Genomic DNA, 21,524 nt, shown 5'->3' with positions numbered 1-21,524 from the left:
GCCGGATCGGCGCCTATCCTAGTCGGGCCCGAGCACGAAGCGCAGCCCCCGGTTCACCGCCACCGGAATCTCGGAGAAATGCGTCTCGCCGGGGATCTGCTCGAAGCGCGCGGCGATGCCGAGGTCGCGCAGCCGGTCCGTCATCTCCCGCGCCCGTGCCGGGATGCGCAGGCGTCCCTGGCTCTCCCGCCGCATCGCCGCATCGCCCGCCGTCGCCTGGAAGGGCGCCAGCCGCTCCTCGAATTCACCGGCGCCGAGCAGCGCCCGCGGCTGCCCCCGCTCGCCTGGCGGCAGCGCGGCGAAGCGCCCCTGCGCCTGGGCGATCAGCTCCGCGTCGAATTGCAGCGAGGGGCTCATCGCCACCCAATGGGTGAAGGCGCGCGGCCGCGCCAGCAGCGACCAGACCACGCAGAGCCCGCCAAGCGAATGGCCGAAGACCCCCTGCCGCGACCGGTCGAGCGGCACCTGCGCGGCGACGAAGGGCTGCAGCTCCTCCTCGATGAAGCGGAGAAAGCCCTCCGCCCCGCCGGTGCGCCCCTTCTCCGGCGGCGGCGTCAGGTCGAAGGCGCGGCGGCGGTCGTCATAGGCCGCCTCGGTCGGGTAACCGATGCCGACCAGCACGCCGTCGCGGATGCCGGTCTCGCCGGGGAAGGCCGCCTGCACCCGCAACGCGTCGCTGGCGATGCCCATCACCGCATTGGCATCGAGCAGGTAGAGCGCCGGCCAGCCCGAAGCCGGCGCCGGCCCGTCCGGCCGGCGAAGGAAGATGCGCCAGGGCGGCCGCCCGCCAGCACGCGGGGCGAGATCGATCTGCCGCACCCCGGCCAGCATCGCCGGCGCCCCGTTCTGCGCCGACGCGGTCCCGCCGAACGCCGCTGCACCGGCCAGGCCGAGCGCCGCCCGTCGCGACAGCGCCATCAGCACACGGCCCCCTTCGGCAGTTCCCGCTCCACCAGCCGGGCCAGCAGCGCGGCGCCGTAGGGGATAGCGGAATCGTTGAAATTGTAGTGCTGGTTGTGGACGGTCGCGCTGTCGCCGTTGCCGACATGCAGGTATGCGCCCGGCACGCGCTCCATCATGAAGCTGAAATCCTCCGAGCCCATCCCCGGCGGCTTGGTCCGGTCCACCTTCGCCTCGCCCACCAGCTCGGCGGCGGCTGCAGCAAAGCGCTCGGTCTGCTCCGGCGCGTTGATGGTGGGGGCGAAGATCAGGCGGAAGTCGAGGCTCGCCTTGGCACCAAGCCCGGCCGCGACGCCCTCGGCGACGCGCTGCATCCCTTCCTCGAGCAGCCCACGCGCCCGCTCGCTGAAGAAGCGCGCCGTGCCGGAGAGCTTCGCCGTCTGCGGGATGACGTTGTAGGCATCGCCCCCCGTCACCTTGGTGATGCTGAGCACCGCCGTCTCCATCGGCGGCATGTTGCGCGAGACGATGGATTGCAGCGCGGTTGCGATGTGGCAGGCCGCCAGCACCGGGTCGGTGCCCGCCTCCGGCCGCGCCCCGTGCGAGCCCTTACCTTCGACGGTGATATCGAAGAAGGCCCCGCCCGCCGCGGTCGGCCCGCTGCGGATCGCGTATTCGCCGACGGGCAGCCCCGGCCGGTTATGCATGGCGAAGACCTGGTTGCATGGGAAGCGCTCGAACAGCCCGTCCTGAAGCATGGCGAGCGCGCCGCCGCAGCCCTCCTCGCCCGGCTGGAAGATGAAATTGACCGTGCCGTTGAAGGCCCGCGTCTCCGCCAGGTACTGCGCCGCGCCGAGCAGCATGGTGGTGTGGCCGTCATGCCCGCAGGCATGCATCCGGCCGGGCGAGGTGCTACGATAGGGCAGGTCGTTCGCCTCCTCCATCGGCAGCGCATCCATGTCGGCGCGCAGCCCGATCGCCGCCTCGCCATTGCCCGAACGCAGCACGCCGACCACACCCGTGCCGCCGACGCCGCGATGCACCTCGATCCCCCATTCCTCCAGCTTCCGGGCCACCAGCTCCGCCGTGCGGTGCTCCTCCATCCCGAGCTCCGGATGGGCGTGGATATCCTGGCGGATGGCGGCAAGCTCCGCCTGGCGGCGGACGATGGTGTCGAATGCGGTCATGCGGGTGTCCTCGCGGCTCTCTCGCGCCGAGCAGACCCCGCCGCGCCGCCCCCCGCAAGGGTGGCACGGTCGGTTTTGCTCCGGATTAATCAGGCAGCAATCGCATTGATCGACACCAGCATCCAGGACCAGCCCCGCAGGAATCCGCACCGACATGACCCCCGCTCCGCTGAGCGATGACCCGAATGGCCGCCACCGGGACCCGGTAACCGGCACGGTCACCGAGGAGGCCCTGCTGCATTTCCTGGAGGCGGTGCTCGCCATGGCGGAGCCGGTCGGCCCGCAGGTCGGCATGCTCTGCCTCGGCATCGACGGGCTGGAGGGCATCACCGCCCGGCACGGCGTCGCGGTGCGGGACGCGGCCCTGCTCGGCGTGGCCGACCGGATGCATGAGCGCATCCGCGTGCAGGATCTGGTCGGGCGGGTGGACGGCGGCTTCGGCATCTGCCTCGCCGATATCTTCCCCGCCCAGGCGGTCGCAGCGGCCGAGCGCCTGCTGCGCTGCATCCGCGCCATGCCGGTGCCGACGCCGATCGGCGCCCTCGCCCTCACCTGCAGCGTTGGCCTGGTGCTGAGCCGGGGCGGAGCGGACCAGGCTCCGCTCCTGCTTGATCGGGCACGCGACCTGCGCGAGGCGGCCCGCCGGTCCGGCGGCGACAGCCTCGTCACCTCCCTCCAGGGCCGGCCGGGCTAGCAACCCTTCCGCATCGGTGCCCACCCGAAGCCCACGGGTGGTGTTGCGATGGTCCTCAGCGGAACCAGGCCCCGCCGCGGATCACCGCCGCCAGCACCACCCCATAGGCAACGAGCCCCGCCGCCAGCGCGGCGAAGACCCAGGCGAGCGAGCCGGTGAGGTGGAGCGCCAGCCAGCCGCCGCCCACCGCGATCACCAGCCGGATCAGCCCGGCGAGCAGCGGCCAGCCGAGCTTCCCTGCCCCCTGCGACGCGAAATAGAGCGACAGCCCCAGCCCGAAGAAGCCATAGGCCGGTCCGACCACCCGCAGATAGGCCGCGCCCGTCTCCAGCATCCGTGGGTCATGGCCGAAGAGGCCGAGCCAAGCCTCCGGCCAGGCCGCCGCCGCCAGCCCCACCGCCTCCGTAACGAGGAAGGCGAGCGCCCCGCCGGTCAGCGCGATGCGCAGCGCCCGCGCCCCCTGCCCCGCCCCGATATTCGTGCCCACCAGCGCCACCAGCGGTGCGCCGAGGCCGAAGACCAGCGGGATCAGCAGGTATTCCAGCCGCGTTCCCGTGCCGTAGCCGGCCACCGCATCCGGCCCGCCGGCCCGCGCCACCACCGCTGTCGTCAGCGCGATGGTCAACGTCGTCTGCAAGGTGCTGACCGAGGCGACCGCCCCGACGCCGAGGATGTCGCGGAACAGCGCCCAGCGCAGCCGCGCCCACCGCAGCCGGGCGATGCTCCGCCCGGACAGCACCGCCCAACCGAGGATCGCGGTCGAGAGGCCGGTGCCGATCACCACCGCCCAGCCGCCGCCGGCGATGCCCAAGGCGGGCACCGGCCCGTAGCCATGGATCAGCAGCGGCGAGAGCGGCACCAGCACCGCCACGCCGATGACGATGGAGACCGAGGGCAGCAGCATGGCGCCGGTGCCGCGCAGCACGCTGGCGAAGGCATTGCTCAGCCAGACCAGCACCGCCCCGCCGAAGACCACGTCGGAATACTGCAAGGCCGCCTGCAGCGAGCCGCCCTCCCCACCCAGCAGGGCATAGAGCGCCGGGCCGAAGGCGAGCAGCAGCGCGGTGAATCCGAGCCCGAGGACGCCGTTGATGACCAGCGCATGCAGCACCAGCGCATCCGCATCCTCCTGCCGCCCGGCACCGAGCGCCCGGGCCACGGCCGAGGCGATGCCGCCGCCGACCGCGCCGCCGGAGAGCATCTGCATCATCATGAAGCCGGGGAAAACCAGCGCCATGCCGGCCAGCGCATCGGTGCCGAGGTGGGAGACCCACCAGGTCTCGATCAGCCCGACCGAGGCCTGGGCCAGCATCACCAGCGTATTCGGCCAGGCAAGGCGCAGCAGGGTCGGCACCACCCTCCCATGCAGCAGCATGCGGGTGCGCGGGCTCATCACCGCGGCGCCCATGGCCGGCACGCCGAGGCCCGTTGCGGCGCCGCTCATGACGCGCGCCCGGCGCGGGCGTTGTAGACCTGGAGTTGGGCGAATGCGGCGGCGAGCATCGGCGATGCGAGCCCGCAGGCCCGCCCGCGGCGGACCAGGTCGCCGACCACATGCTCGGCCTCGACCCTCGGCGCGCCCTGCTGGATGTCGCGCATCATCGAGGCCGCCCAGCCGGATTGCGGGTCGGTCAGGATGCGGTCGGCATGGGCGATGGCGGGCGGGCGCGGGGCATGGCCATGCGCAGCGGCGATGGCACGGGCCTCGGCCAGCAGGAGGCGGGCAAGGGCCGGACCATCCTCCGTCGCCATCACCTCGCCGACGGTGCCGCGCATCAGGCAGGTGAGCGCGGCGCCCGGCGCCAGCATGCACCACTTCTCCCAGAGATCCTGGACGATCTCCGCCGAGGCCCGCGCCGCGACCGAACCCGCCGCGAAGGCCTCGGCCAGCGTCCGCACCGGCGGGGTGATCGTGCCGGAGCGGTCGCCAAGCACCAGCGTGTCCATCGGGCCGATGTGGCGAATGGTGCCATCCGGCTCCATCATGGTGGCGATCATGGCGACGCCGCCGAGCACCCGCGCCGCGCCGAACCTGCCATCCAGCTCGTCGAGATGCGCGATGCCGTTCAGCAGCGGCAGCACCAGGCTTCCCTGCCCGACCGCCGGGGCAGTGGCCTCCATCGCCGAGCCGAGGTCATAGGCCTTGCAGGTCAGCAGGACGATGTCGAAGAGCCGGTCGACCTGCCCGGACTGGAGCACCGGCAGGCGCTGCCGCCGGACCTCGCCCCGGCTGGCGATCACCAGCCCGTCGCGCTCCAGCTGCGCCGCCCGGCCGGGACGGACCAGCAGGCTGACATCCGCCCCCGCGTCCGCCAGGCGCGATGCATAATAGCCGCCGATGGCCCCGGCGCCGAGAAAGAGGATCCGCATCGCCGCTCCTTTTGATGACGAACGCCATCTAAACGCTATGATTGGCCCCGTCACCAAACCCTGTCAACACCCCCATCGCCAGCGGCATCCAGCCCATGACACAGAGGCTTCGCCCCGGCCTCGGCTTCGGCCTATGATGCCAGGGTGAACCTGCTCGCCCCGCCCCGCGCCCGACTGCCTGTCGAGGTCGTCTTCGACCTGGTCTGCCCCTGGTGCTTCCTCGGCATCAGGCGGCTGCGGCGAACCCTGCGCTCGCGCCCGGACGTGGCGGCGGAGCTGATCTGGCGGCCCTTCCTGCTCAACCCGGATTTCGCGCCGCAGGGCGTGCCGCGGCAGGACTACCTCGTGCGGAAATTCGGCGGCGAGGACCGTGCCCGCCGCCTGCACGGCACCATCGCCGAACTCGGCCGGGCCGAGGGCATCGAATTCCGCTTCGACCGCATCCGCCGCGTGCCGCACTCGCTCGATGCGCATCGGCTGGTCCGCTGGGCGGGCCGTTTCAATGCCGCCGACCAGCTCGTCGATGCGATCTTCGAGGCCTATTTCACCGAGGGCGCCGATATCGGCGATGCCCACGTGCTTGCCGCCATCGCCGGCCAGCAGGGGCTGGACGCGCCGCTCGCCCGCCGCTTCCTCTCGACCGTCGCCGAGGTCGAGGCCGTCCATGCCGACAACCTCCGCGCCCATCGTCTCGGCATCAACGGCGTGCCCTGCTTCGTCGTCGCCGGCCGCAGCGCCATCGCCGGCGCGCAGGAGCCCGAGGTGCTGGAGCGCCTGCTCGACATCGCGCTCGTCGAGAGCTAGCCCGCGACCGGCACCCTTCCCTCGATCGGATACTGCGGGTCGTTGTAGCCCGGCGTCGAGGGATGGCCCGGCGGCACCAGCCGGTCGACCAGCGCCTCATCCTCGGCGGTGAACCGGTAGTCGAGCGCCGCCAGATAGTCCTCCAGATGCGCCTCGGTCCGCGGCCCGAGGATGCTGCCGGTGACGAGCCGGTTGTTCAGCACCCAGCCAGTGGCGAAATGCACCGCCGTCGTGCCGGCGCGCTCCGCATGCTTGCGGATCACCTGCGCGATCTCGAGCGATTCCGGCCGCAGCTCCGTCTCCAGCATCCGCTTGTCCTGCCGCGCCGCCCGGCTGCCCGCCTCGGGCTCGGCGCCCGGCCGGTACTTCGCCGTCAGCACCCCGCGCGCCAGCGGCGAATAGGGGAAGATGCCCAGGCCGAAATGCGCCGCCGCCGGAAGCTGCTCCACCTCCGGCTGCCGGTTCATGGCGTTGTAGTAGGGCTGCGAGACCACCGGCCGGTCGATCCCCAGATCGTCGCAGAGCCGGCAGATCTCGGCGATCCGCCAGGAGCGGTAGTTGGAGACGCCGAAATGCCGGACCTTCCCCGCCCGCACCAGGTCGGCCAGCGCCCGCACCGTCGTCTCCAGCGGCGTCGCATGGTCCTCCTTGTGGAGGTAGAGGATGTCGATGAAGTCGGTGCCGAGCCGCCTGAGGCAGGCCTCCGCCCCCTGCACCACCCATTTGCGCGACAGCCCGCCCTCGTTGCGGCTTGGCCCGACCTTGTTGGCGATCTTCGTCGCCACCACCCAGTCGTGCCGCCGCGTGGCGATGGCCTGCCCGACGACCTCCTCCGACCGCCCGCCGTTATAGGCATCCGCCGTATCGAGGAAGTTGATCCCCGCTTCGGCGGCGCGCGCGATCAGCCGCCCGCTGGTCGCCGCATCCGTCGGCCCGCCGAACATCATGGTGCCGAGGCAGAGCCGGCTGACGCTGAGGCCGCTGCGGCCGAGGGTTCGGTATTCCATGAGCGCCTCCCCGGCATCATCCGGACCCGGATGACGCCAGTCTATCATTGGCGGAGCGGATTCACGCGACGGGCGCCAGCGCCCCTCTGCGACCCACTCCGAAGGCGGCCAGTCAGGCCGCCCCCGGCAGGCGCGTCAAGCCGCCGCGTAGCGCGTCAGGGCGAGATCCCCGGAGTCGATCTCCGGCGTCCGCCCGGTGACGAGATCGGCCAGCAGCCGCCCGCTGCCGCAGGCCATGGTCCAGCCGAGCGTCCCATGCCCGGTATTGAGGTGCAGGTTGCGGTAGCGCGTCGGCCCCACCACAGGCGTCCCGTCCGGCGTCATCGGCCGGAGGCCGGTCCAGAACTTGGCCTGCGCCAGGTCGCCGCCGCGCGGGAAGAGGTCGCCCACCGAATGCGCCAGCGTCTCCCGCCGCGGTCCACGGAGCTTCAGGTTGAAGCCCGCCAGCTCCGCCGTCCCGCCCACGCGGATGCGGTCGCCGAGCCGGGTGATCGCCACCTTGTAAGTCTCGTCCATCACGGTGGAGACCGGCGCGCCCGCCTCCTCGGTGACCGGCAGGGTCAGCGAATAGCCCTTCACCGGATAGACCGGCACGGCGACGCCGAGAGGCCGCAGCAGCGCCGTCGAATAGCTCCCCAGCGCCACCACATAGGCATCGGCCGTGACCCTGCCCTGGTCGGTGAAGACGCCGGAAACCCGGTCCCCCTCGCTCTCGATCCCCTGGATGGTCACGCCCTGGCGGAACTCCACCCCCGCCGCCGCGGCCATCGCCGCCAGCCGCTGGGTGAAGACATGCGCATCGCCCGTCTCGTCCCCCGGCAGGCGCAGCCCGCCGACGAATTTGCCCTCCACCAGCCCGAGCGCCGGCTCCGCGCCGACGCAACCCTTCGGATCGAGCATTTCGTAGGGCACCTGGAAGGCATCCAGCACGGCCGTGTCGCCGCCCACGGCGTCGAGCTGCTTCTGCGTGCGGAAGAGCTGCAGGGTGCCCTGCATCCGCTGGTCATAGGCGATGCCCGTCTCGGCGCGCAGGTCGCGGAGGCAGTCGCGGCTGTACTCGGCGAGGCGGACCATGCGCGCCTTGTTGGTCGCATAGGCATCCTCGGTGCAGTTGGCGAGCATCCGCGCCAGCCAGGGATAAAGCCCGCCGCGCGCCTGCGGCCAGAACACCAGCGGCCGGTGCCGCATCATCAGCCATTTCAGCGCCTTCACGGGAATACCCGGGCCCGCCCAGGGGGCGGAGTAGCCCGGCGAGACCTGCCCCGCATTGGCGAAGCTGGTCTCCATGCCGGCGGCCGGCTGGCGGTCGATCACCGTCACCTGGTGGCCTGCCCGCGAGAGATACCAGGCGCTGGTCACCCCGACCACGCCGCTGCCGAGCACCACAACGCGCATCGCCGCCTCCGCCTCGTTCCCGACTCAGCCTAGGCGCCAGGACATGCGAATTTCACGCCAGACCTTCGCAAGATCTGTCAGCTAAGACCGGAATGGCGCATGATCTGCGTCGATTTCGCAGAAAATTCGATGCAGACCCTGGACGACACCGACCGCGCCATCCTCCGCCTGCTCCGTGCCAATGGCCGGATGAGCAATGCCGACCTGGCCGAGGCCGTGGGCCTCTCCGCCTCCGCCTGCCTCCGCCGGGTGCGGCTGCTGGAGCATCGCGGCACCATCCGCGGCTACACCGCGCTGATCGAGGAGGCGGCACCGCGCGACCTGGTGGTGGTGATCGTGCAGATCACCCTCGACCGCCAGACCGACGACCACCTGAAGCGCTTCGAGGAGGCGGTGCGCCGCTGCCCCGAGGTGCGGGAGTGCTACCTGATGACCGGCATCGCCGACTACCTGCTGCGGGTGGAAGCGCGCGACGCGGCGGATTACGAACGCATCCACAAGGAGGCGCTGTCGCGCATGCCGGGCGTCGCCCGCATCCAGTCGAGCTTCGCCATCCGCACCGTCATCCGGGGGACCGCATGATCCAGATCGCCAGCGACGCGCTCACCGCCGCCATCAAGCCCGAGGGCGCCGAGCTTTGCCGATTGCGGGATGCCGCCGGCCGCGAATTCCTCTGGAACGCCGGCCCCGCTTGGCCGCGCCATGCGCCGGTGCTCTTCCCCATCGTCGGCCGCCTCGCGGGCGACGGCCTGAACCATGCCGGCCGCCGCTACCCCATGCGCCAGCACGGCTTCGCCCGCGACCGAACCTTCACTCTGATCGACCAGGCGCCCGACCGCTGCGCCTTCCGCCTCACCGACGGCGCGGAAACCCACGCCGCCTACCCCTTCGCCTTCGCCCTCGACATCCACTACGCCGTCGCGGGCGGGCGTCTCTCGGCCGACTACCGCCTCTCCAACCCCGGCCCCGAGCCCCTGCCCGCCTCGCTCGGCGCCCATCCCGCCTTCCGCTGGCCGCTGCCCGGCGCCGAGGGCCGCCCCCATGCCCTCAGCTTCGAGTCCGACGAACCCGCCCCTATCCGCCGTCTGCAGGACGGCCTCCTCCTCCCGGAGCCACAGCCGAGCCCCATCGAGGGCCGCCGCCTCGCCCTCTCGCCCGCGCTCTTCGAAGCCGATGCCATGATTCTCGACCAGCCGCACAGCCGCGCCGTCGAATACCGCGCCGAGGGCGGCCCAAGGGGCGGGAGCGGCCTCCGCTTCGCCTTCACCGGCTTCCCCCATCTCGGCCTCTGGTCGAAGCCTGGGGGGGCCGACTTCCTCTGCATCGAGCCCTGGCAGGGCTTCGCCAGCCCGCTCGGCTGGGACGGCGAATTCACCGACAAGCCCGGCCTCGTCACCCTCCCTCCCGGCGGCGAGTTCCGCGCCGGCTGGTCGGTCGAGCTGCTGTAGGGGGTGGCGCGCCCGGCGGGATTCGAACCCACGACCACACGCTTAGAAGGCGCGTGCTCTATCCAGCTGAGCTACGGGCGCAATCGGGTTCAGTGCGTCCAGTTCTCGGGACGGCCGAAGCGGAAGTTGTCCGCATAAACCTTCGCCTTGATGCGGACCGGCTTTGGCTCCTCGACCTCGTAGGGGATGCCGTTCGCCTCGGCATAGGCGATCGCATCCTCCTTGCTGTCGAAGTTGAGGCTCACCTGCGCATTGGTGTCGCCCGAGCCGGCCCAGCCCATCAGCGGGTCCAGCCGCTGCCGCTCGCCCGGCTCATAGGCCAGGGTCCAGCCCTGGGAACGCCCGCGGCCGGACTGCATGTGGGAGCGAGTCATGACGAAGATGCGGGCAAGCTGCGGCATAGGGCACCCTTGTTGCAGGTATCGGGGCGAGAGGATTCGAACCTCCGACCCTCTGCTCCCAAAGCAGATGCGCTACCAGACTGCGCCACGCCCCGACTTGGGCGGGAAACTAGGCCGTCCGCCGCCCCGCGGCAACAGGAGAGGCGGGCACCGCCTCCCCATCTCGCCTAGCGCATCGGCCAGGAATACATCAGCCCGCCATTGGTCCAGAGCCGGTTCAGCCCCCGCTCCAGCCCGATCGGCGTTTGCGGCCCGAGATTGCGGTCGAACAGCTCGCCGTAGTTCCCGATCGCCCTGATGGCATTGGCGGCCCAGGCCGGGTCCAGCTTCAACGAATTGCCGAGCACCGGGTCGACGCCGAGCAGCCGCCGGATCTCCGGGTTGGGGCTGCCCTTCATCTGCTCGAGGTTGCCGCTGTTGACGCCGAGCTCCTCCGCCTGGATCAGCGCCGAGAGCGTCCAGCGCACCACGTCGAACCATTCCTGGTCGTCGCGCCGCACCACCGGCCCATAGGGCTCCTTGCTGAACCGCTCCGGCAGGATCACGAAATTGGCCGGATTGGTGAACTGGCTGCGCAGCGCCGCGAGCTGCGTCGCATCCGTGCCGATGGCGTCGCACCGGCCGGATTGCAGCGCCGTCGCATTGTCCTGCATCCGCTCCTGCAGCAGCGGCGTGAAGCGCAGGTTGTTGGCGCGGAACCAGTCCGTCGTCACCAGCTCGTTCGTCGTCCCCGGCGAGAGGCAGATGGTCATGCCATCCATCCCCTTCGACTCGGTGATGGCCGCATCCTTCCGCACCATGAAGCCATGGCCGTCATAGAGGTTGACCGCGACCATCCGCAGGCCGAGCGAGGTGTCGCGCGTCATGGTCAGCGTCGTCTGGCGGATCAGCACGTCGATCTCGCCCGATTGCAGCGCGGTGAAGCGCTGCACCGCCGTAAGCGGCGCGAAGCGCACCTTGGCCGGGTCGCCGAAGAGCGCGGCGGCGAGGCCGCGGCAGAGATCGGCATCCATTCCCCGCCAGGTGCCCTGGCTGTCGGGCAACGAGAAGCCGGCAATGCCGACATTGACGCCGCAGTTGAGCACGCCGCGGGCCTTGACCGCGTCGAAGGTCTGCCCCGCCTCCGCAGCACCGGTGAGGCCGAGCGCGAGGGCCACGCCGGCCAGTATCCTTTTCAACATGGTCCGGGCCTCAGCGGATCGGGGAGAAGGGGGTGGGCTTCAGCACCATCGTGGTCTGCTGCTTCAGCGCGCCGAGCGGCGCTGTCGCCTTCTGGAACTCCGCCCAGCCGGGGTCGGCCGCCATCGCCGTCCGCCGCTTGTCCCGGTCGCCGAGCGAGCTGTAGGCCCAGGCGAAGACGGCCTGGTTGATCGGCCCGCATTCGGTCACGGCGAACCAGAGCAGCTGGCCGAGCAGCCGGTCCTGCACCGGCTTGCCGAGGTCGCGATAGGCGTCGATCCAGGCCTGCGCCTTGCCGGGGTGGAAGTCGTAGGTGCGATGGTCGACCCACATCTCCCCGCCCTCGATCTTGCGCTCGAAGGGCTGGCCGACCTTCTGCAGGGGGGAGAAGGGCACGGTCTTCAGCAGCTTCGCTTCCTGCGCCATCAGCGCGCCGCTGTCGCGCCCCTCCTTGAGGAAGCGCTGCCATTCCGGGTCGGCGTCGCGCCGGCCCATGCCGCGCTCGCGCTCGTCGATGTCGTCGAAGCCGCGGACGAAGAGGACGCGGTTGATCTGGCCGAATTCGACGGTGAACATGCCGATCAGCGGCGTCAGCGTGCGGGAAGAGGCCGGGCCGCCGATGTCGCGGTAGAGCGCCAGCCAGGCGGGCAGCTTGCCCGGATGCATGGTGTAGATGCGTTGCTCGAGGAACATGGGCTCTTCCCTCCCGTCAGGATGGGCGGAGTGCCGCATGTCCAGGCGCCGCGGTCAATCCGCGGTCAGCGCCCTGCCTCCGCCTCCGGCAGCCGGGCGCCGACCTGCCGTGCGCCCGCCTCCGTCACCTGGAACAGCACCAGCCCCGCCGGCGTGGCGGCGCCGCGCTCCATCAGCCCGCGCTCGACCAGCCGCCCGGCGACCGGATCGTCGCCCGGGGCGGGGTAGTGGTTGCGATAGGGCCTGGCGGCGCGATCGAGGCCGAGGGCCTGGCGGATCGCATCGCCTTCTTCGGGGTCGAGCGAGGGCATACGGGGCGAATGCCCCGCCCCCGCCCGGGTTCCCTCAGACCAGCGGCGCCAGCTCGTCGAGCCGGCGGAGGATGCCGTCGCGGTCGAGGTCCGGCACCTCCAGCAGCACCCGCTCGATCCCCGCCTCGCCGTAAGCGGCGAGCTTCCCGGCCTCCGGCGGCGCCCGGAAGACGGTGATGGAAAGGCTCGCGGGATCCCGCCCCGCCCCCTCCGCCACCCGCCGCAGCCGCTCGCGCGCGACCTTGGGGTCGAAATCGCCACCCGCCCGCGGAAACCAGCCCTGGCAGAAGGCCGCGACCCGCTTCAGCGTATAATCCGTCTCGCCGCCGAGCAGCACCGGCGGATGCGGCCGCTGCACCGGCTTCGGGTAGCACCAGACCGGATCGAAATCGACGAACTCCCCATGGAAGCTCGCCTCCTCCTCCGTCCAGAGCGCCTGCATCGCCCGGATGCGCTCCTCCATCAGCCTGAAGCGCGTCGGATAGCGGGCGCCGTGGTTCTCCATCTCCTCGACATTCCACCCGCCGCCGACGCCGAACAGGAACCGCCCGCCCGAGAGCCGGTCGAGGCTGGCGACGGACTTGGCGGTGATGATCGGGTCCCGCTGCGGCACCAGGCAGACGCCGGTGCCGAGCAGCAGTGTCTTCGTCGCCGCCGCCGCGAAGCTCAGCGCGACGAAGGGATCATGCGTGTGCTTGTACCGCTTCGGCAGCTCGCCCCCGCCCGGGAAGGGCGAGCGCCGGCTGACCGGGATATGCGTATGCTCGCAGAGGAAGAGCGAGTCGAAGCCCCGCTCCTCCAGCGCCCGGGCCAGCTCCCCGGTCTCGATCCCGTATTCCGTCGGGAAGTAGAAGACGCCCGTGCGCATGGTGCTCACCCCTTAGCGTTGCGGCATCGCCGTCGGGACGACGGTCTGGATCAGGCTGCTGTCCAGCGCCTCATAGGCATGCAGGTTGATGACGTCATACAGCTCCGCCCGCGTCTGCATCCTGTCGACCAGCTTGTGCGTCCCGCCATTCTCTCGGATCGACTGGAACAGCTCCTCCATCGCCTTGTTGGCGACGCGCGCGGCGGAGACCGGCCAGATCACCATCTGGTAGCCCATCTCCTCGAACTCCTGCGCGGTGAAGAAGGGCGTGCGGCCGAACTCCGTCATGTTCGCCAGCAGCTTCACCTCCGGGTAGCCCTCGGCCCGGATGCGGCGCGAGAATTCGGTGAACATCTCCCGGCTGTTCAGCGCCTCGGGGAAGATCGCATCCGCCCCGCTGTCGAGATAGAGCTTGGCCCGCGCCAGCGCCCCATCCATCCCCTCGCTCGCGGCGGCGTCCGTGCGGGCGATGATGTAGAGATGCCGCCGCGCCTTCCGCGCCGCCGCGACCTTCGCCGCCATGTCATGCGCGTCCGCCATCTTCTTGTCGTTCAGATGGCCGCATTTCTTCGGCAGCAGCTGGTCCTCGAGATGCACCGCGGCGGCGCCGGCATCCTCGAAGGTGCGGACCATATGCATGACGTTCAGCGCTTCGCCATAGCCGGTATCGCCATCGACCAGCAGCGGCAGCGCGGTCGCGCGGGCGATCTGCCGGATATGGAAGGCGACCTCGTCCACCGTGATCATCCCGAGATCCGGGATGCCCATCGACAGCGTCATTGCCGCCCCCGAGAGATAGAGCCCCTCGAACCCCGCCTTTTTGGCGAGCAGCCCCGCCATGCCGTTATGCGCGCCGGGCAGCTGGAGGATCTGCTTCCGCTCCAGCAGCCGGGCGAAGCGATGGCCGGCGGGCTCCTCCGGGTTGTCGGCGCCGATGACGTAGGGCATGGGACGGTTCCTCAGCGGAAGAAGACGAAGGTCGCCAAGATGAAGGTCGGGACGAGAAAGGCAACCGCCCAGCCGCAATAGCCCGGCATCCGCACCCCCGCGCCTCAACGAGGGCTGCCGGCCCCCCACGGGAATAGCTCCACCGGACAGTGAGGCCAGGGGCCGCGCCCCTCCGCCATCCGCCCCCGCCATACCCCGACCTTCCTGGGCCAGGCCATCTCCGCCGCCAGAGTTTGAACCCGGCCCGATTGCCCCGCGTTGCCCCCAGGCATTGAACGAACCCCCACCCGGACCGATACGGGGTGGGGTTCCCCTCACCCGGCCCGGCCACTAAGGTCCGCGAAAACCCAGGAGACACGCATGGAAATGACCGGCGAGCGGCGCATCCCCGCGCCGCGCCAGCAAGTCTGGGAAGCCCTGAACGACCCGCAGGTCCTGCAGGCCTCCATCCCCGGCTGCGAATCGGTCGAGCGGGTCGGCGACGACCAGTTCCAGGCCAAGGTGGCGCTGAAGCTCGGGCCGATGTCGGCCAAGTTCGGCGGCAAGGTGAAGCTCGAAAACCTCAACCCGCCCGCCAGCTACACCATCAGCGGCGAGGGCAATGGCGGCGCCATGGGGTTCGCCAAGGGTGGCGCCGATGTCGCGCTGGAGGAGCTCGGCCCCTCCGAGACCCTGCTCACCTACAACGTGAAGGCCCAGGTTGGCGGCAAGATGGCCCAGCTCGGCGGGCGGCTGATCGACAGCACCGCGAAGCAGATGGCTGACCAGTTCTTCAACCGCTTCGCCGCCCAGCTGACCCCGGCGCCCGAGCCGGAGGCGGCACCCGCCCCCGCCCCCGCGCCGGCCATGGCGGAGCCCGCCGCCGCCAGCGCCGAGATCCGCGCCCCCGCCATGGCCGGGACGGACACGGAATACCTGCGCGATGCCGGCGGCCCTGGTCCCCTCACCCAACACGGCGCCGACGGGCCGAGCGCAGCCGGCAAGCCGGTCCACCGCCCCAACCCGCGCCCGGTCGACCCGGTGGCGGTGCAGCCGCTCCGCCTGCTCGGCTCCTTCCAGCCCTTCGGCCTGCCGCTGCAATTCTGGGGCGGCTGCGCGGCGATGCTGATCATCCTGGCGCTGCTCTTCCTGTGAGCGACATCCCGGGGAGCGTCGAGGCCACCCAGCAGCTGCTCGCCGCCGGCGGCTATGTCGCCGACCGGGCCTTGTCGACCACGGTGCATCTCGCGCTCCGCATGGGCCGGCCGCTTTTCCTCGAGGGCGAGCCCGGCACCGGCAAGACCGAGATCGCCAAGGTCCTGGCCGGCGGCCTGCCCCGCCGGCTGGTCCGCCTGCAATGCTATGACGGGCTCGACCTCGGCGCGGCGGCCTATGAGTGGAACCACGCCAAGCAGCTGATCTCGATCCGCCTCGCCGAGGCGAGTGGCGAGACGACGGACCGCGAGGCGCTGGAGCGCGGCATCTACGACCGCCGCTTCCTCCAGGAGCGCCCGCTGCTCCAGGCCCTCAGCCCCGAGGGCGGGCCGGCGGTGCTGCTGATCGACGAGCTGGACCGCGCCGACGAGCCGTTCGAGGCCTTCCTGCTGGAGCTGCTGGCCGATTTCCAGCTCTCCATCCCGGAGTTCGGCACGGTGAAGGCCGCCATCCCGCCCGTCGTCATCATCACCAGCAACCGCACGCGCGAGGTGCATGACGCCATCCGCCGCCGCTGCCTCTACCATTGGGTCGACTACCCCGACGCCGCCCGCGAGCGCGCCATCCTCAGGATCCGCGCGCCGCATGTGCCGGAGGCGCTCTCGGCCCAGGTCGTCGCCTTCGTGCAGCGGCTGCGCGGCGGCGAATACTTCAAGCTGCCCGGCGTCGCCGAGACCATCGACTGGGCCTCCGCGCTCGCCGCGCTGGACGCGACCGAGCTGGAGCCCACGGCGGTCGACGAGACGCTCGGCGTGCTGCTGAAATACCAGGACGACATCGCCAAGCTGCGGGGCGCCGAGGCGGCGAAGCTTGTCGCCGAGTCGAAGGCGGCGTGACCCTCGCATGAGCGATATGCCGGGCAATCTTGGCCAGGCGATGCAGCTCGCCAGCGCCGGCATCGGCGCCGGCCGCGGGGCGCTGGCGGGCAACCTGCTTGCCTTCGGCCGCCTGCTGCGCCGCGCCGGCCTGCGGGTCGGCACCGCCGACCTGCTGGCCGCCGGTGAAGCCCTGCGACTGGTCGATATCGGCGACCGGCGCCAGGTGCATGCGGCGCTGCGCGGCGTCCTGGTCCACAGCCGCGACGGCTTCGAGATCTTCGACCAGGCCTTCCTGCTGTTCTGGCGCGACCCGGAGGCCGGCCGCAACGCCGCCGCCATGGCGATGCTCGACGGCTTCAAGGAGCGCGACAAGCCACCACCCGCGAGCCGCCGCCTCGCCGAGGCGATGACCCCGCCGCCCCAATCCGCCACACCGCCCCAGCCGCCCGAGGACCGCCCGCCGGTCGAGGTGGCGATGACGGTGAGCGAGCGCGAGCGCCTGCAGTCGATGGATTTCGAGGCGATGTCCGCCGCCGAGATCGCCGCCGCCAGGCAGGAGATCCGCCGCCTCGTCCTGCCGCTGGACGAGCGTCCCACCCGCCGCTTCCGCCCCGACTCCTCCGGTCCCGTCACCGACCTCCGCGCCACCCTGCGCGAAAGCCTCCGCATGGGCGGCGAGATCATGAGCCTGGAGCGCCGCCGCCGCGTCCACCGCCCGCCGCCCCTCGTCGCCCTCTGCGATATCTCCGGCAGCATGTCGCGCTATGCGCAGGTGCTGCTGCACTTCCTGCATGCGGTGACGAATGACCGCGACCGCGTCAGCTCCTTCCTTTTCGGCACGCGCCTGACCAACGTCACCCGCCAGCTCAAGAGCCGTGACGCCGAGGTCGCCTTCGAGCTCGTCTCCCACATCGTCCCCGATTGGTCCGGCGGCACCCGCATCGGCGAGAGCATCGAGCTGTTCAATCGCCTCTGGTCGCGCCGCGTGCTCGGCCAGGGGGCCGTCGTCCTGCTCATCACCGACGGGCTCGACCGCGAAGGGGCGAAGGGCCTCGCCGAGGCCACCGACCGCCTCCGCCGTTCCTGCCGCCGACTGATCTGGCTGAACCCCCTGTTGCGCTGGGAGGGCTTCCAACCCAGATCACAGGGCATCCGGGCGATGCTGCCGCATGTCGACGAATTCCGCCCGGTCCACAACCTGCAAAGCCTGCGCGCCCTGGTGGCGACGCTGAGCGGGCCGCAGCCCGTAAGGAGACTGGTGGCATGAGCGATTCCGAAGACGTGCTGGCAACCGCCGCCGCCTGGCGCGCGGCGGGTGAACCCGTGGCGATCGCCACCGTCGTCGAGACCTGGGGCAGCTCGCCCCGTCCGGCCGGCTCGCGCCTGGCCGTCAGCGCCTCCGGCCGGCTCGCCGGCAGCGTCTCCGGCGGCTGCATCGAGGGCGCCGTGGCCGATGCCGCCAAGCAGACCATGACGAGCGGCACCCCCCAGCTCCTCGATTTCGGCATCTCCGACGAGCGCGCCTGGGAAGTCGGCCTCGCCTGCGGCGGCAAGCTGAAGGTCTTCGTGGAGAAGCTCTCGTGACACCCGAGGTCCTGGCCGCGCTGGAGGCGGCGAAGGCGGCCAAGCGCCCGGTAGCCCTGCTGACCCGCCTCTCGGATGGCGCCCAGCACCTCTGGCCCGATACCGAGGTCGCGCCGCCCCTCGCCGAAGCCGCCGCGAAGGCTTTGGCGGAGGACGCTGCCGCCAACCTCACCCTCGACGGCCAGGCCTGGTTCATCCACCCGCACAACCCGGCCCTGCGGCTGATCGTGGTCGGCGCCGTCCATATCGCCCAGGCCCTGGTGCCGATGGCGCTCGCCGCCGGCTATGCGGTGACAGTAGTCGACCCCCGCCGCGCCTGGGCCACTGCCGAGCGCTTCCCCGGCATCACCCTGATCCATGAATGGACGGACGACGCCGTCGCCGCCCTCGCGCCCGATGCCCGCACCGCCGTCGTGACGCTGACCCACGACCCGAAGCTCGACGACCCCGCCCTCGAGGCCGCGCTGACGTCGGACTGCTTCTACATCGGCGCCCTCGGCAGCCGCCGGACGCACGCCAAGCGTGTCGCCCGTCTCACCGAGGCCGGCCACTCCGCCGAGGCCATTGCCCGCATCCACGCCCCCGTCGGCCTCAACATCGAGGCGGTGACGGCACCCGAGATCGCGCTCTCCATCCTCGCCGAGGTCGTCGCCACCCGCCGCGGCGCGGCGCTGGCCCGTCGCCCGGCGCTCGCCGCATGATCTTCGGGCCGACCCCGCTCGACGAGGCGCGCGGCGCCGTCCTCGCCCACACCGTCCGCCTGCCGGGCAGGGTACTGAAGAAGGGCACGGTGCTCGACCAGGAGGCCGTCGCCGCCTTGCAGTCCGCCGGCCATGGCAGCGTCATCGCCGCCCGGCTCGAGCCCGGCGACGTGCCGGAGAACGAGGCCGCCGACCGTCTCGCCAATGCGCTGATGGGCCCGCTGCTCGCCCGCTCCCGCGCCTCCACAGGCCGGGTCAACATCCTGGCCGATGCCGCCGGCCTGCTCGTCATCAACCCCACCACCGTCAACCGCCTCAACGCGCTCGACGAGTCGCTGACCGTCGCGACCCTCGCCTCGCACATCCCCGTCGCGGCGAAGGAGATGCTGGCGACCATCAAGGTCATCCCCTTCGCCACGCCCGGCCCGGTGCTGGAGGTGGCGGAGCTGATCGCCCGCACCGGCCCGCCCGCCATCGCCCTCCACCCCTTCCGCCCGCTCAAGGTCGGCCTGGTGCTGACCGAGCTGCCTGGCGTGAAGGAGAGCGTTATGGAGGGCGCCATCGAGGCGACGCGCGACCGGGTCGAGGCGCTCTGCGGCACCCTGCTGCCGCCCGAGCGCACCCGGCACGAAACCCAGGCCATCTCCGATGCGCTCAACCGCCTGCGCCGCGCCGGCGCCCAGTTGCTGTTGGTAGCCGGCGCCTCCGCCGTCGTGGACCGGCGCGATGTCGGTCCCGCCGGCATCGTCCGCTCCGGCGGCGCGATTGATCATTTCGGCATGCCGGTCGATCCCGGCAACCTGATCTGCCTCGGCCATATCGACGACATCCCGGCCCTCGTCCTTCCCGGCTGCGCCAAGTCGCCCAAGCTGAACGGCATCGACTGGGTGCTGCAGCGCCTCTTCGCCGGCCTGTCGGTGACGCCGGCCGATGTCATGGGCATGGGCGTCGGCGGGCTGCTGAAGGAGATGGAGGCCCGCCCCCTCCCCCGCGACCACGCGCCGCAACCCGCCGGCCCCGCCCCGCGCCGCGGCCGGAAGGTCGCCGCCCTGGTGCTGGCCGCCGGGCGCAGCCGCCGCATGGCGCCGCTCAACAAGCTGCTGGTGCAGGATGACCAGGGTGTCCCAATGGTCGCCCGCGTGGTGGAAAATGCGCTCGCCTCCCGCGCCCGCCCCGTCGTCGTCGTCACCGGCTACGAGCATGAGCGGGTTGAGGCGGCGCTCACCGGCCGCGGCGTCATCTTCGCCCATGCCGAGGACTATGCCGAGGGCCTCTCCGCCAGCCTCAAGGCCGGGCTCGCCGCCCTGCCGAAGGACATCGAGGGCGTCGTCATCTGCCTCGGCGACATGCCCCTCGTCGCCGGCCCGATGATCGACCGGCTGCTCGCCGCCTTCGACCCGGAGGAGGGCCGCGCCATCGTGATGCCGACCTTCCGCGGCAAGCAGGGCAACCCGATGCTCTGGGCCATGGAATTCCTGCCGGAGATGATGACCATCACCGGCGATGTCGGCGCCCGCCACCTGGCCGGCAAGCATGCCGACCGGGTCGCCGAGGTGGAGATGGCCGACGACGCCGTGCTGCGCGACTTCGACACCACGGACGCGCTCAAGAAGGCGCCGGGCTTCGAGAAGGTCAGGTAGAGGCCGCGCGAACCCACTCTGCCCAGGCCAGCGCCTCCCGGTCCTGGCCGAAGCCGGCGACCACCTGCGCCCCGAGCGGCAGCCCCCGCGGCCCCGTGCCGACCGGCACCGTCACGCAGGGGACGTGCAGCAAGGTCCAGAGCGAGTTGAAGGCCGGGTCGCCGGTCCAGCCGAGTCCTTCCGGCGCTTCGCCCGGGGCGCTCGGCGTCAGGATGGCGTCGAACCCGGCCATCACCCCGGCGAAGGCCGCCCGCGCCACGGTGAAGGCAGCGCGCGCGTCCAGCAGCGCCGCCCGCCCCTGGCGGCTTCCCCAGTCCAGCCGCTCCCGCAGCCCTTCGGTGAGCTGCGCCGCCGCATGGTCGAGTTCCCAGGCCAGCGCCTCGGCCGACTCGCCATTCATCACCAGCGCATGCGCCTCGTAGCCGGCGAGGACTGCCGCCGGCAGCTCGACGGCCTCCACCTGGGCTCCGGCCCGCGCCGCGGCAGCCGCGACCCGCTCGATCGCCTCCCGCGTCTCCGGCGCCGCCTGTTCTGCCGCCGGTCCCCAGCAGAGGCCGATCCGCGGGGCCCGTCCCGGGCGCCGCTCTTCCGGCGTGCCGTAATCGCCGCCGGTCAGCCCTGTCATGACCAGTGCCGCATCGCCCACGCTTCCGGCGATGACGCCGATCGTGTCGAGCGATTCCGCCATTACCTTCATCCCCGCCCGGTGCAGCGTGCCGAAGGAGGGCTTGAACCCGACCGCCCCGCAATAAGCAGCCGGCCGGATGATGCTGCCTGCCGTCTGCGTCCCGAAACCGGCGTGGAAGAACCCCGCCCCCGCCCCCGCCGCCGAGCCGGAGGAGGAGCCGCCCGGCGTATGCGCCGGATTGTGCGGGTTGCGCGTTGGCCCCGGGTGCCGCGTGGCGAATTCGGTCGTCACCGTCTTGCCGAGGATCACCGCCCCCGCCCGCCGGGCAAGCGCGACGCAGGCGGCATCGGACCTAGGCCGGTGCCCGGCCCAGACGGGCGAGCCGTATTGCGAGGGCTGGTCTGCCGTATCCAGCACGTCCTTCACCCCGAAAGCGAAGCCGGCCAGCGGCCCTGCCCGTCCCGCCTTCACCGCCCGGTCGACCGCCGCCGCCTGGCGCAGCGCCAGCGCCGCGTCGAGATGGACGAAGGCCCGGACCTCCGGCTCGCGCGCCGCGATCCGGTCAAGCAGCGCCTCGGTCAGCGCGGTGGCGGAGAGGCGGCCATCGCGGACGCGCCGGGTGGCCTCGAAGGCGGAGAGGGTCGCGGTATCGGTCATGGGGTGAGCTTAGGGCAAACCCCGGATGGCGCGACAGCGCCCGCGGCGGTTTCCGGCGCCCAAAAGAATCGCCTGCCGCAACGCCGCTGGCACCAGC

General features: G+C 71.6%; 23 protein-coding genes and 2 tRNA genes. 10 read left to right on the top strand and 15 right to left on the bottom strand.

Going from position 1 to position 21,524, the window contains the following annotated elements:
• Positions 1–18 precede the first annotated feature (18 nt).
• Positions 19–918, bottom strand: coding sequence for an alpha/beta hydrolase (locus JMJ56_RS06215; RefSeq protein ID WP_202830687.1), 900 nt, complete (start codon positions 916–918; stop codon positions 19–21).
• The gene (locus tag JMJ56_RS06210; protein ID WP_202830686.1) at positions 918–2,087 is read right to left on the bottom strand and encodes a M20 aminoacylase family protein; all 1,170 of its coding nucleotides are present in this window, start codon (positions 2,085–2,087) and stop codon (positions 918–920) included. The genes JMJ56_RS06215 and JMJ56_RS06210 overlap by 1 nt, the downstream gene beginning before the upstream one ends.
• 154 nt (positions 2,088–2,241) lie before the next feature.
• On the opposite strand from JMJ56_RS06210, the gene JMJ56_RS06205 reads away from it, so the two are divergent.
• Entirely contained in the window at positions 2,242–2,781 is a 540-nt protein-coding gene (locus JMJ56_RS06205; protein ID WP_202830685.1) for a GGDEF domain-containing protein, read from the top strand.
• Between the two features lie 55 nt (positions 2,782–2,836).
• Here JMJ56_RS06205 and JMJ56_RS06200 read toward each other — a convergent pair whose 3' ends face one another.
• Complete coding sequence (locus tag JMJ56_RS06200; RefSeq protein WP_202830684.1) at positions 2,837–4,225, bottom strand: MATE family efflux transporter; 1,389 nt, start codon at positions 4,223–4,225, stop codon at positions 2,837–2,839.
• Positions 4,222–5,151, bottom strand: coding sequence for a ketopantoate reductase family protein (locus JMJ56_RS06195; protein ID WP_202830683.1), 930 nt, complete (start codon positions 5,149–5,151; stop codon positions 4,222–4,224). Before JMJ56_RS06195 ends, JMJ56_RS06200 begins: the two co-directional genes overlap by 4 nt.
• Positions 5,152–5,295: 144 nt before the next feature.
• On the opposite strand from JMJ56_RS06195, the gene JMJ56_RS06190 reads away from it, so the two are divergent.
• Complete coding sequence (locus tag JMJ56_RS06190) at positions 5,296–5,955, top strand: DsbA family oxidoreductase (protein ID WP_202830682.1); 660 nt, start codon at positions 5,296–5,298, stop codon at positions 5,953–5,955.
• Here JMJ56_RS06190 and JMJ56_RS06185 read toward each other — a convergent pair.
• Positions 5,952–6,962: an aldo/keto reductase gene (locus tag JMJ56_RS06185; protein WP_202830681.1), complete on the bottom strand. Its 1,011-nt coding sequence runs from the start codon at positions 6,960–6,962 to the stop codon at positions 5,952–5,954. The two genes, JMJ56_RS06190 and JMJ56_RS06185, sit on opposite strands and share 4 nt — an antisense overlap.
• Before the next feature lie 135 nt (positions 6,963–7,097).
• Positions 7,098–8,357, bottom strand: a complete 1,260-nt coding sequence (locus JMJ56_RS06180; RefSeq protein WP_202830680.1) for a D-amino acid dehydrogenase — start codon at positions 8,355–8,357, stop codon at positions 7,098–7,100.
• 99 nt (positions 8,358–8,456) lie between these two features.
• Here JMJ56_RS06180 and JMJ56_RS06175 point away from each other — a divergent pair, with 99 nt between their 5' ends.
• Together JMJ56_RS06175 and JMJ56_RS06170 are read left to right on the top strand one after the other, a co-directional pair.
• Complete coding sequence (locus JMJ56_RS06175; protein ID WP_236037429.1) at positions 8,457–8,939, top strand: Lrp/AsnC family transcriptional regulator; 483 nt, start codon at positions 8,457–8,459, stop codon at positions 8,937–8,939.
• The gene (locus tag JMJ56_RS06170; protein WP_202830679.1) at positions 8,936–9,805 is read left to right on the top strand and encodes an aldose 1-epimerase family protein; all 870 of its coding nucleotides are present in this window, start codon (positions 8,936–8,938) and stop codon (positions 9,803–9,805) included. The genes JMJ56_RS06175 and JMJ56_RS06170 overlap by 4 nt, the downstream gene beginning before the upstream one ends.
• A 4-nt stretch (positions 9,806–9,809) precedes the next feature.
• Here the strand turns inward: JMJ56_RS06170 and JMJ56_RS06165 are convergent.
• The 8 genes from JMJ56_RS06165 to prpB all read right to left on the bottom strand — a co-directional run bounded on the left by JMJ56_RS06165 (position 9,810) and on the right by prpB (position 14,205).
• Positions 9,810–9,886, bottom strand: a tRNA-Arg gene (locus JMJ56_RS06165).
• Between the two features lie 8 nt (positions 9,887–9,894).
• Positions 9,895–10,206 (bottom strand): ETC complex I subunit, encoded by a 312-nt coding sequence (locus JMJ56_RS06160; protein ID WP_202830678.1) that lies wholly within the window; start codon positions 10,204–10,206, stop codon positions 9,895–9,897.
• Between the two features lie 21 nt (positions 10,207–10,227).
• Positions 10,228–10,301 (bottom strand) — tRNA-Pro (locus JMJ56_RS06155).
• Between the two features lie 72 nt (positions 10,302–10,373).
• Positions 10,374–11,363 (bottom strand): amino acid ABC transporter substrate-binding protein, encoded by a 990-nt coding sequence (locus JMJ56_RS06150; protein WP_328702284.1) that lies wholly within the window; start codon positions 11,361–11,363, stop codon positions 10,374–10,376.
• A gap of 34 nt (positions 11,364–11,397) precedes the next feature.
• A complete protein-coding gene (locus tag JMJ56_RS06145; RefSeq protein WP_202830676.1) occupies positions 11,398–12,078 on the bottom strand; it encodes an NIPSNAP family protein in 681 nt (226 codons plus the stop codon).
• A 65-nt stretch (positions 12,079–12,143) separates the two neighbouring features.
• On the bottom strand, positions 12,144–12,389 hold the full coding sequence (locus tag JMJ56_RS06140) for a hypothetical protein (protein ID WP_202830675.1): 246 nt from the start codon (positions 12,387–12,389) through the stop codon (positions 12,144–12,146).
• A gap of 34 nt (positions 12,390–12,423) precedes the next feature.
• Positions 12,424–13,257 carry an LLM class F420-dependent oxidoreductase gene (locus JMJ56_RS06135; protein WP_202830674.1) on the bottom strand — a complete coding sequence of 278 codons (834 nt, stop codon included), beginning with the start codon at positions 13,255–13,257 and terminating at the stop codon, positions 12,424–12,426.
• Positions 13,258–13,269: 12 nt separating this feature from the next.
• Positions 13,270–14,205: a methylisocitrate lyase gene (gene prpB, locus JMJ56_RS06130; protein WP_202830673.1), complete on the bottom strand. Its 936-nt coding sequence runs from the start codon at positions 14,203–14,205 to the stop codon at positions 13,270–13,272.
• 360 nt (positions 14,206–14,565) lie between these two features.
• Here prpB and JMJ56_RS06125 point away from each other — a divergent pair, with 360 nt between their 5' ends.
• Genes JMJ56_RS06125 through JMJ56_RS06100 form a run of 6 tightly spaced genes read left to right on the top strand, consistent with a single transcriptional unit; the run spans position 14,566 to position 20,142 of the window.
• A complete protein-coding gene (locus JMJ56_RS06125; protein ID WP_202830672.1) occupies positions 14,566–15,339 on the top strand; it encodes a CoxG family protein in 774 nt (257 codons plus the stop codon).
• The gene (locus JMJ56_RS06120; RefSeq protein WP_202830671.1) at positions 15,336–16,235 is read left to right on the top strand and encodes an AAA family ATPase; all 900 of its coding nucleotides are present in this window, start codon (positions 15,336–15,338) and stop codon (positions 16,233–16,235) included. The genes JMJ56_RS06125 and JMJ56_RS06120 overlap by 4 nt, the downstream gene beginning before the upstream one ends.
• Positions 16,236–16,242: 7 nt before the next feature.
• Positions 16,243–17,484, top strand: a complete 1,242-nt coding sequence (locus tag JMJ56_RS06115; protein ID WP_328702283.1) for a VWA domain-containing protein — start codon at positions 16,243–16,245, stop codon at positions 17,482–17,484.
• Positions 17,481–17,801 carry an XdhC family protein gene (locus JMJ56_RS06110; RefSeq protein ID WP_202830670.1) on the top strand — a complete coding sequence of 107 codons (321 nt, stop codon included), beginning with the start codon at positions 17,481–17,483 and terminating at the stop codon, positions 17,799–17,801. Before JMJ56_RS06115 ends, JMJ56_RS06110 begins: the two co-directional genes overlap by 4 nt.
• Entirely contained in the window at positions 17,798–18,502 is a 705-nt protein-coding gene (locus tag JMJ56_RS06105; protein ID WP_202830669.1) for an XdhC family protein, read from the top strand. Before JMJ56_RS06110 ends, JMJ56_RS06105 begins: the two co-directional genes overlap by 4 nt.
• Entirely contained in the window at positions 18,499–20,142 is a 1,644-nt protein-coding gene (locus tag JMJ56_RS06100; protein ID WP_202830668.1) for an NTP transferase domain-containing protein, read from the top strand. The genes JMJ56_RS06105 and JMJ56_RS06100 overlap by 4 nt, the downstream gene beginning before the upstream one ends.
• Here JMJ56_RS06100 and JMJ56_RS06095 read toward each other — a convergent pair.
• Positions 20,135–21,427 (bottom strand): amidase, encoded by a 1,293-nt coding sequence (locus tag JMJ56_RS06095; RefSeq protein WP_202830667.1) that lies wholly within the window; start codon positions 21,425–21,427, stop codon positions 20,135–20,137. The two genes, JMJ56_RS06100 and JMJ56_RS06095, sit on opposite strands and share 8 nt — an antisense overlap.
• Positions 21,428–21,524: the final 97 nt, after the last annotated feature.

The sequence above is a fragment of the Belnapia arida genome, assembly GCF_016773205.1.
Lineage (GTDB): Bacteria > Pseudomonadota > Alphaproteobacteria > Acetobacterales > Acetobacteraceae > Belnapia > Belnapia arida.
The sequence above is the reverse complement of the archived record's forward strand: the minus strand, read 5'-3'. Positions and strand labels throughout refer to the sequence as shown.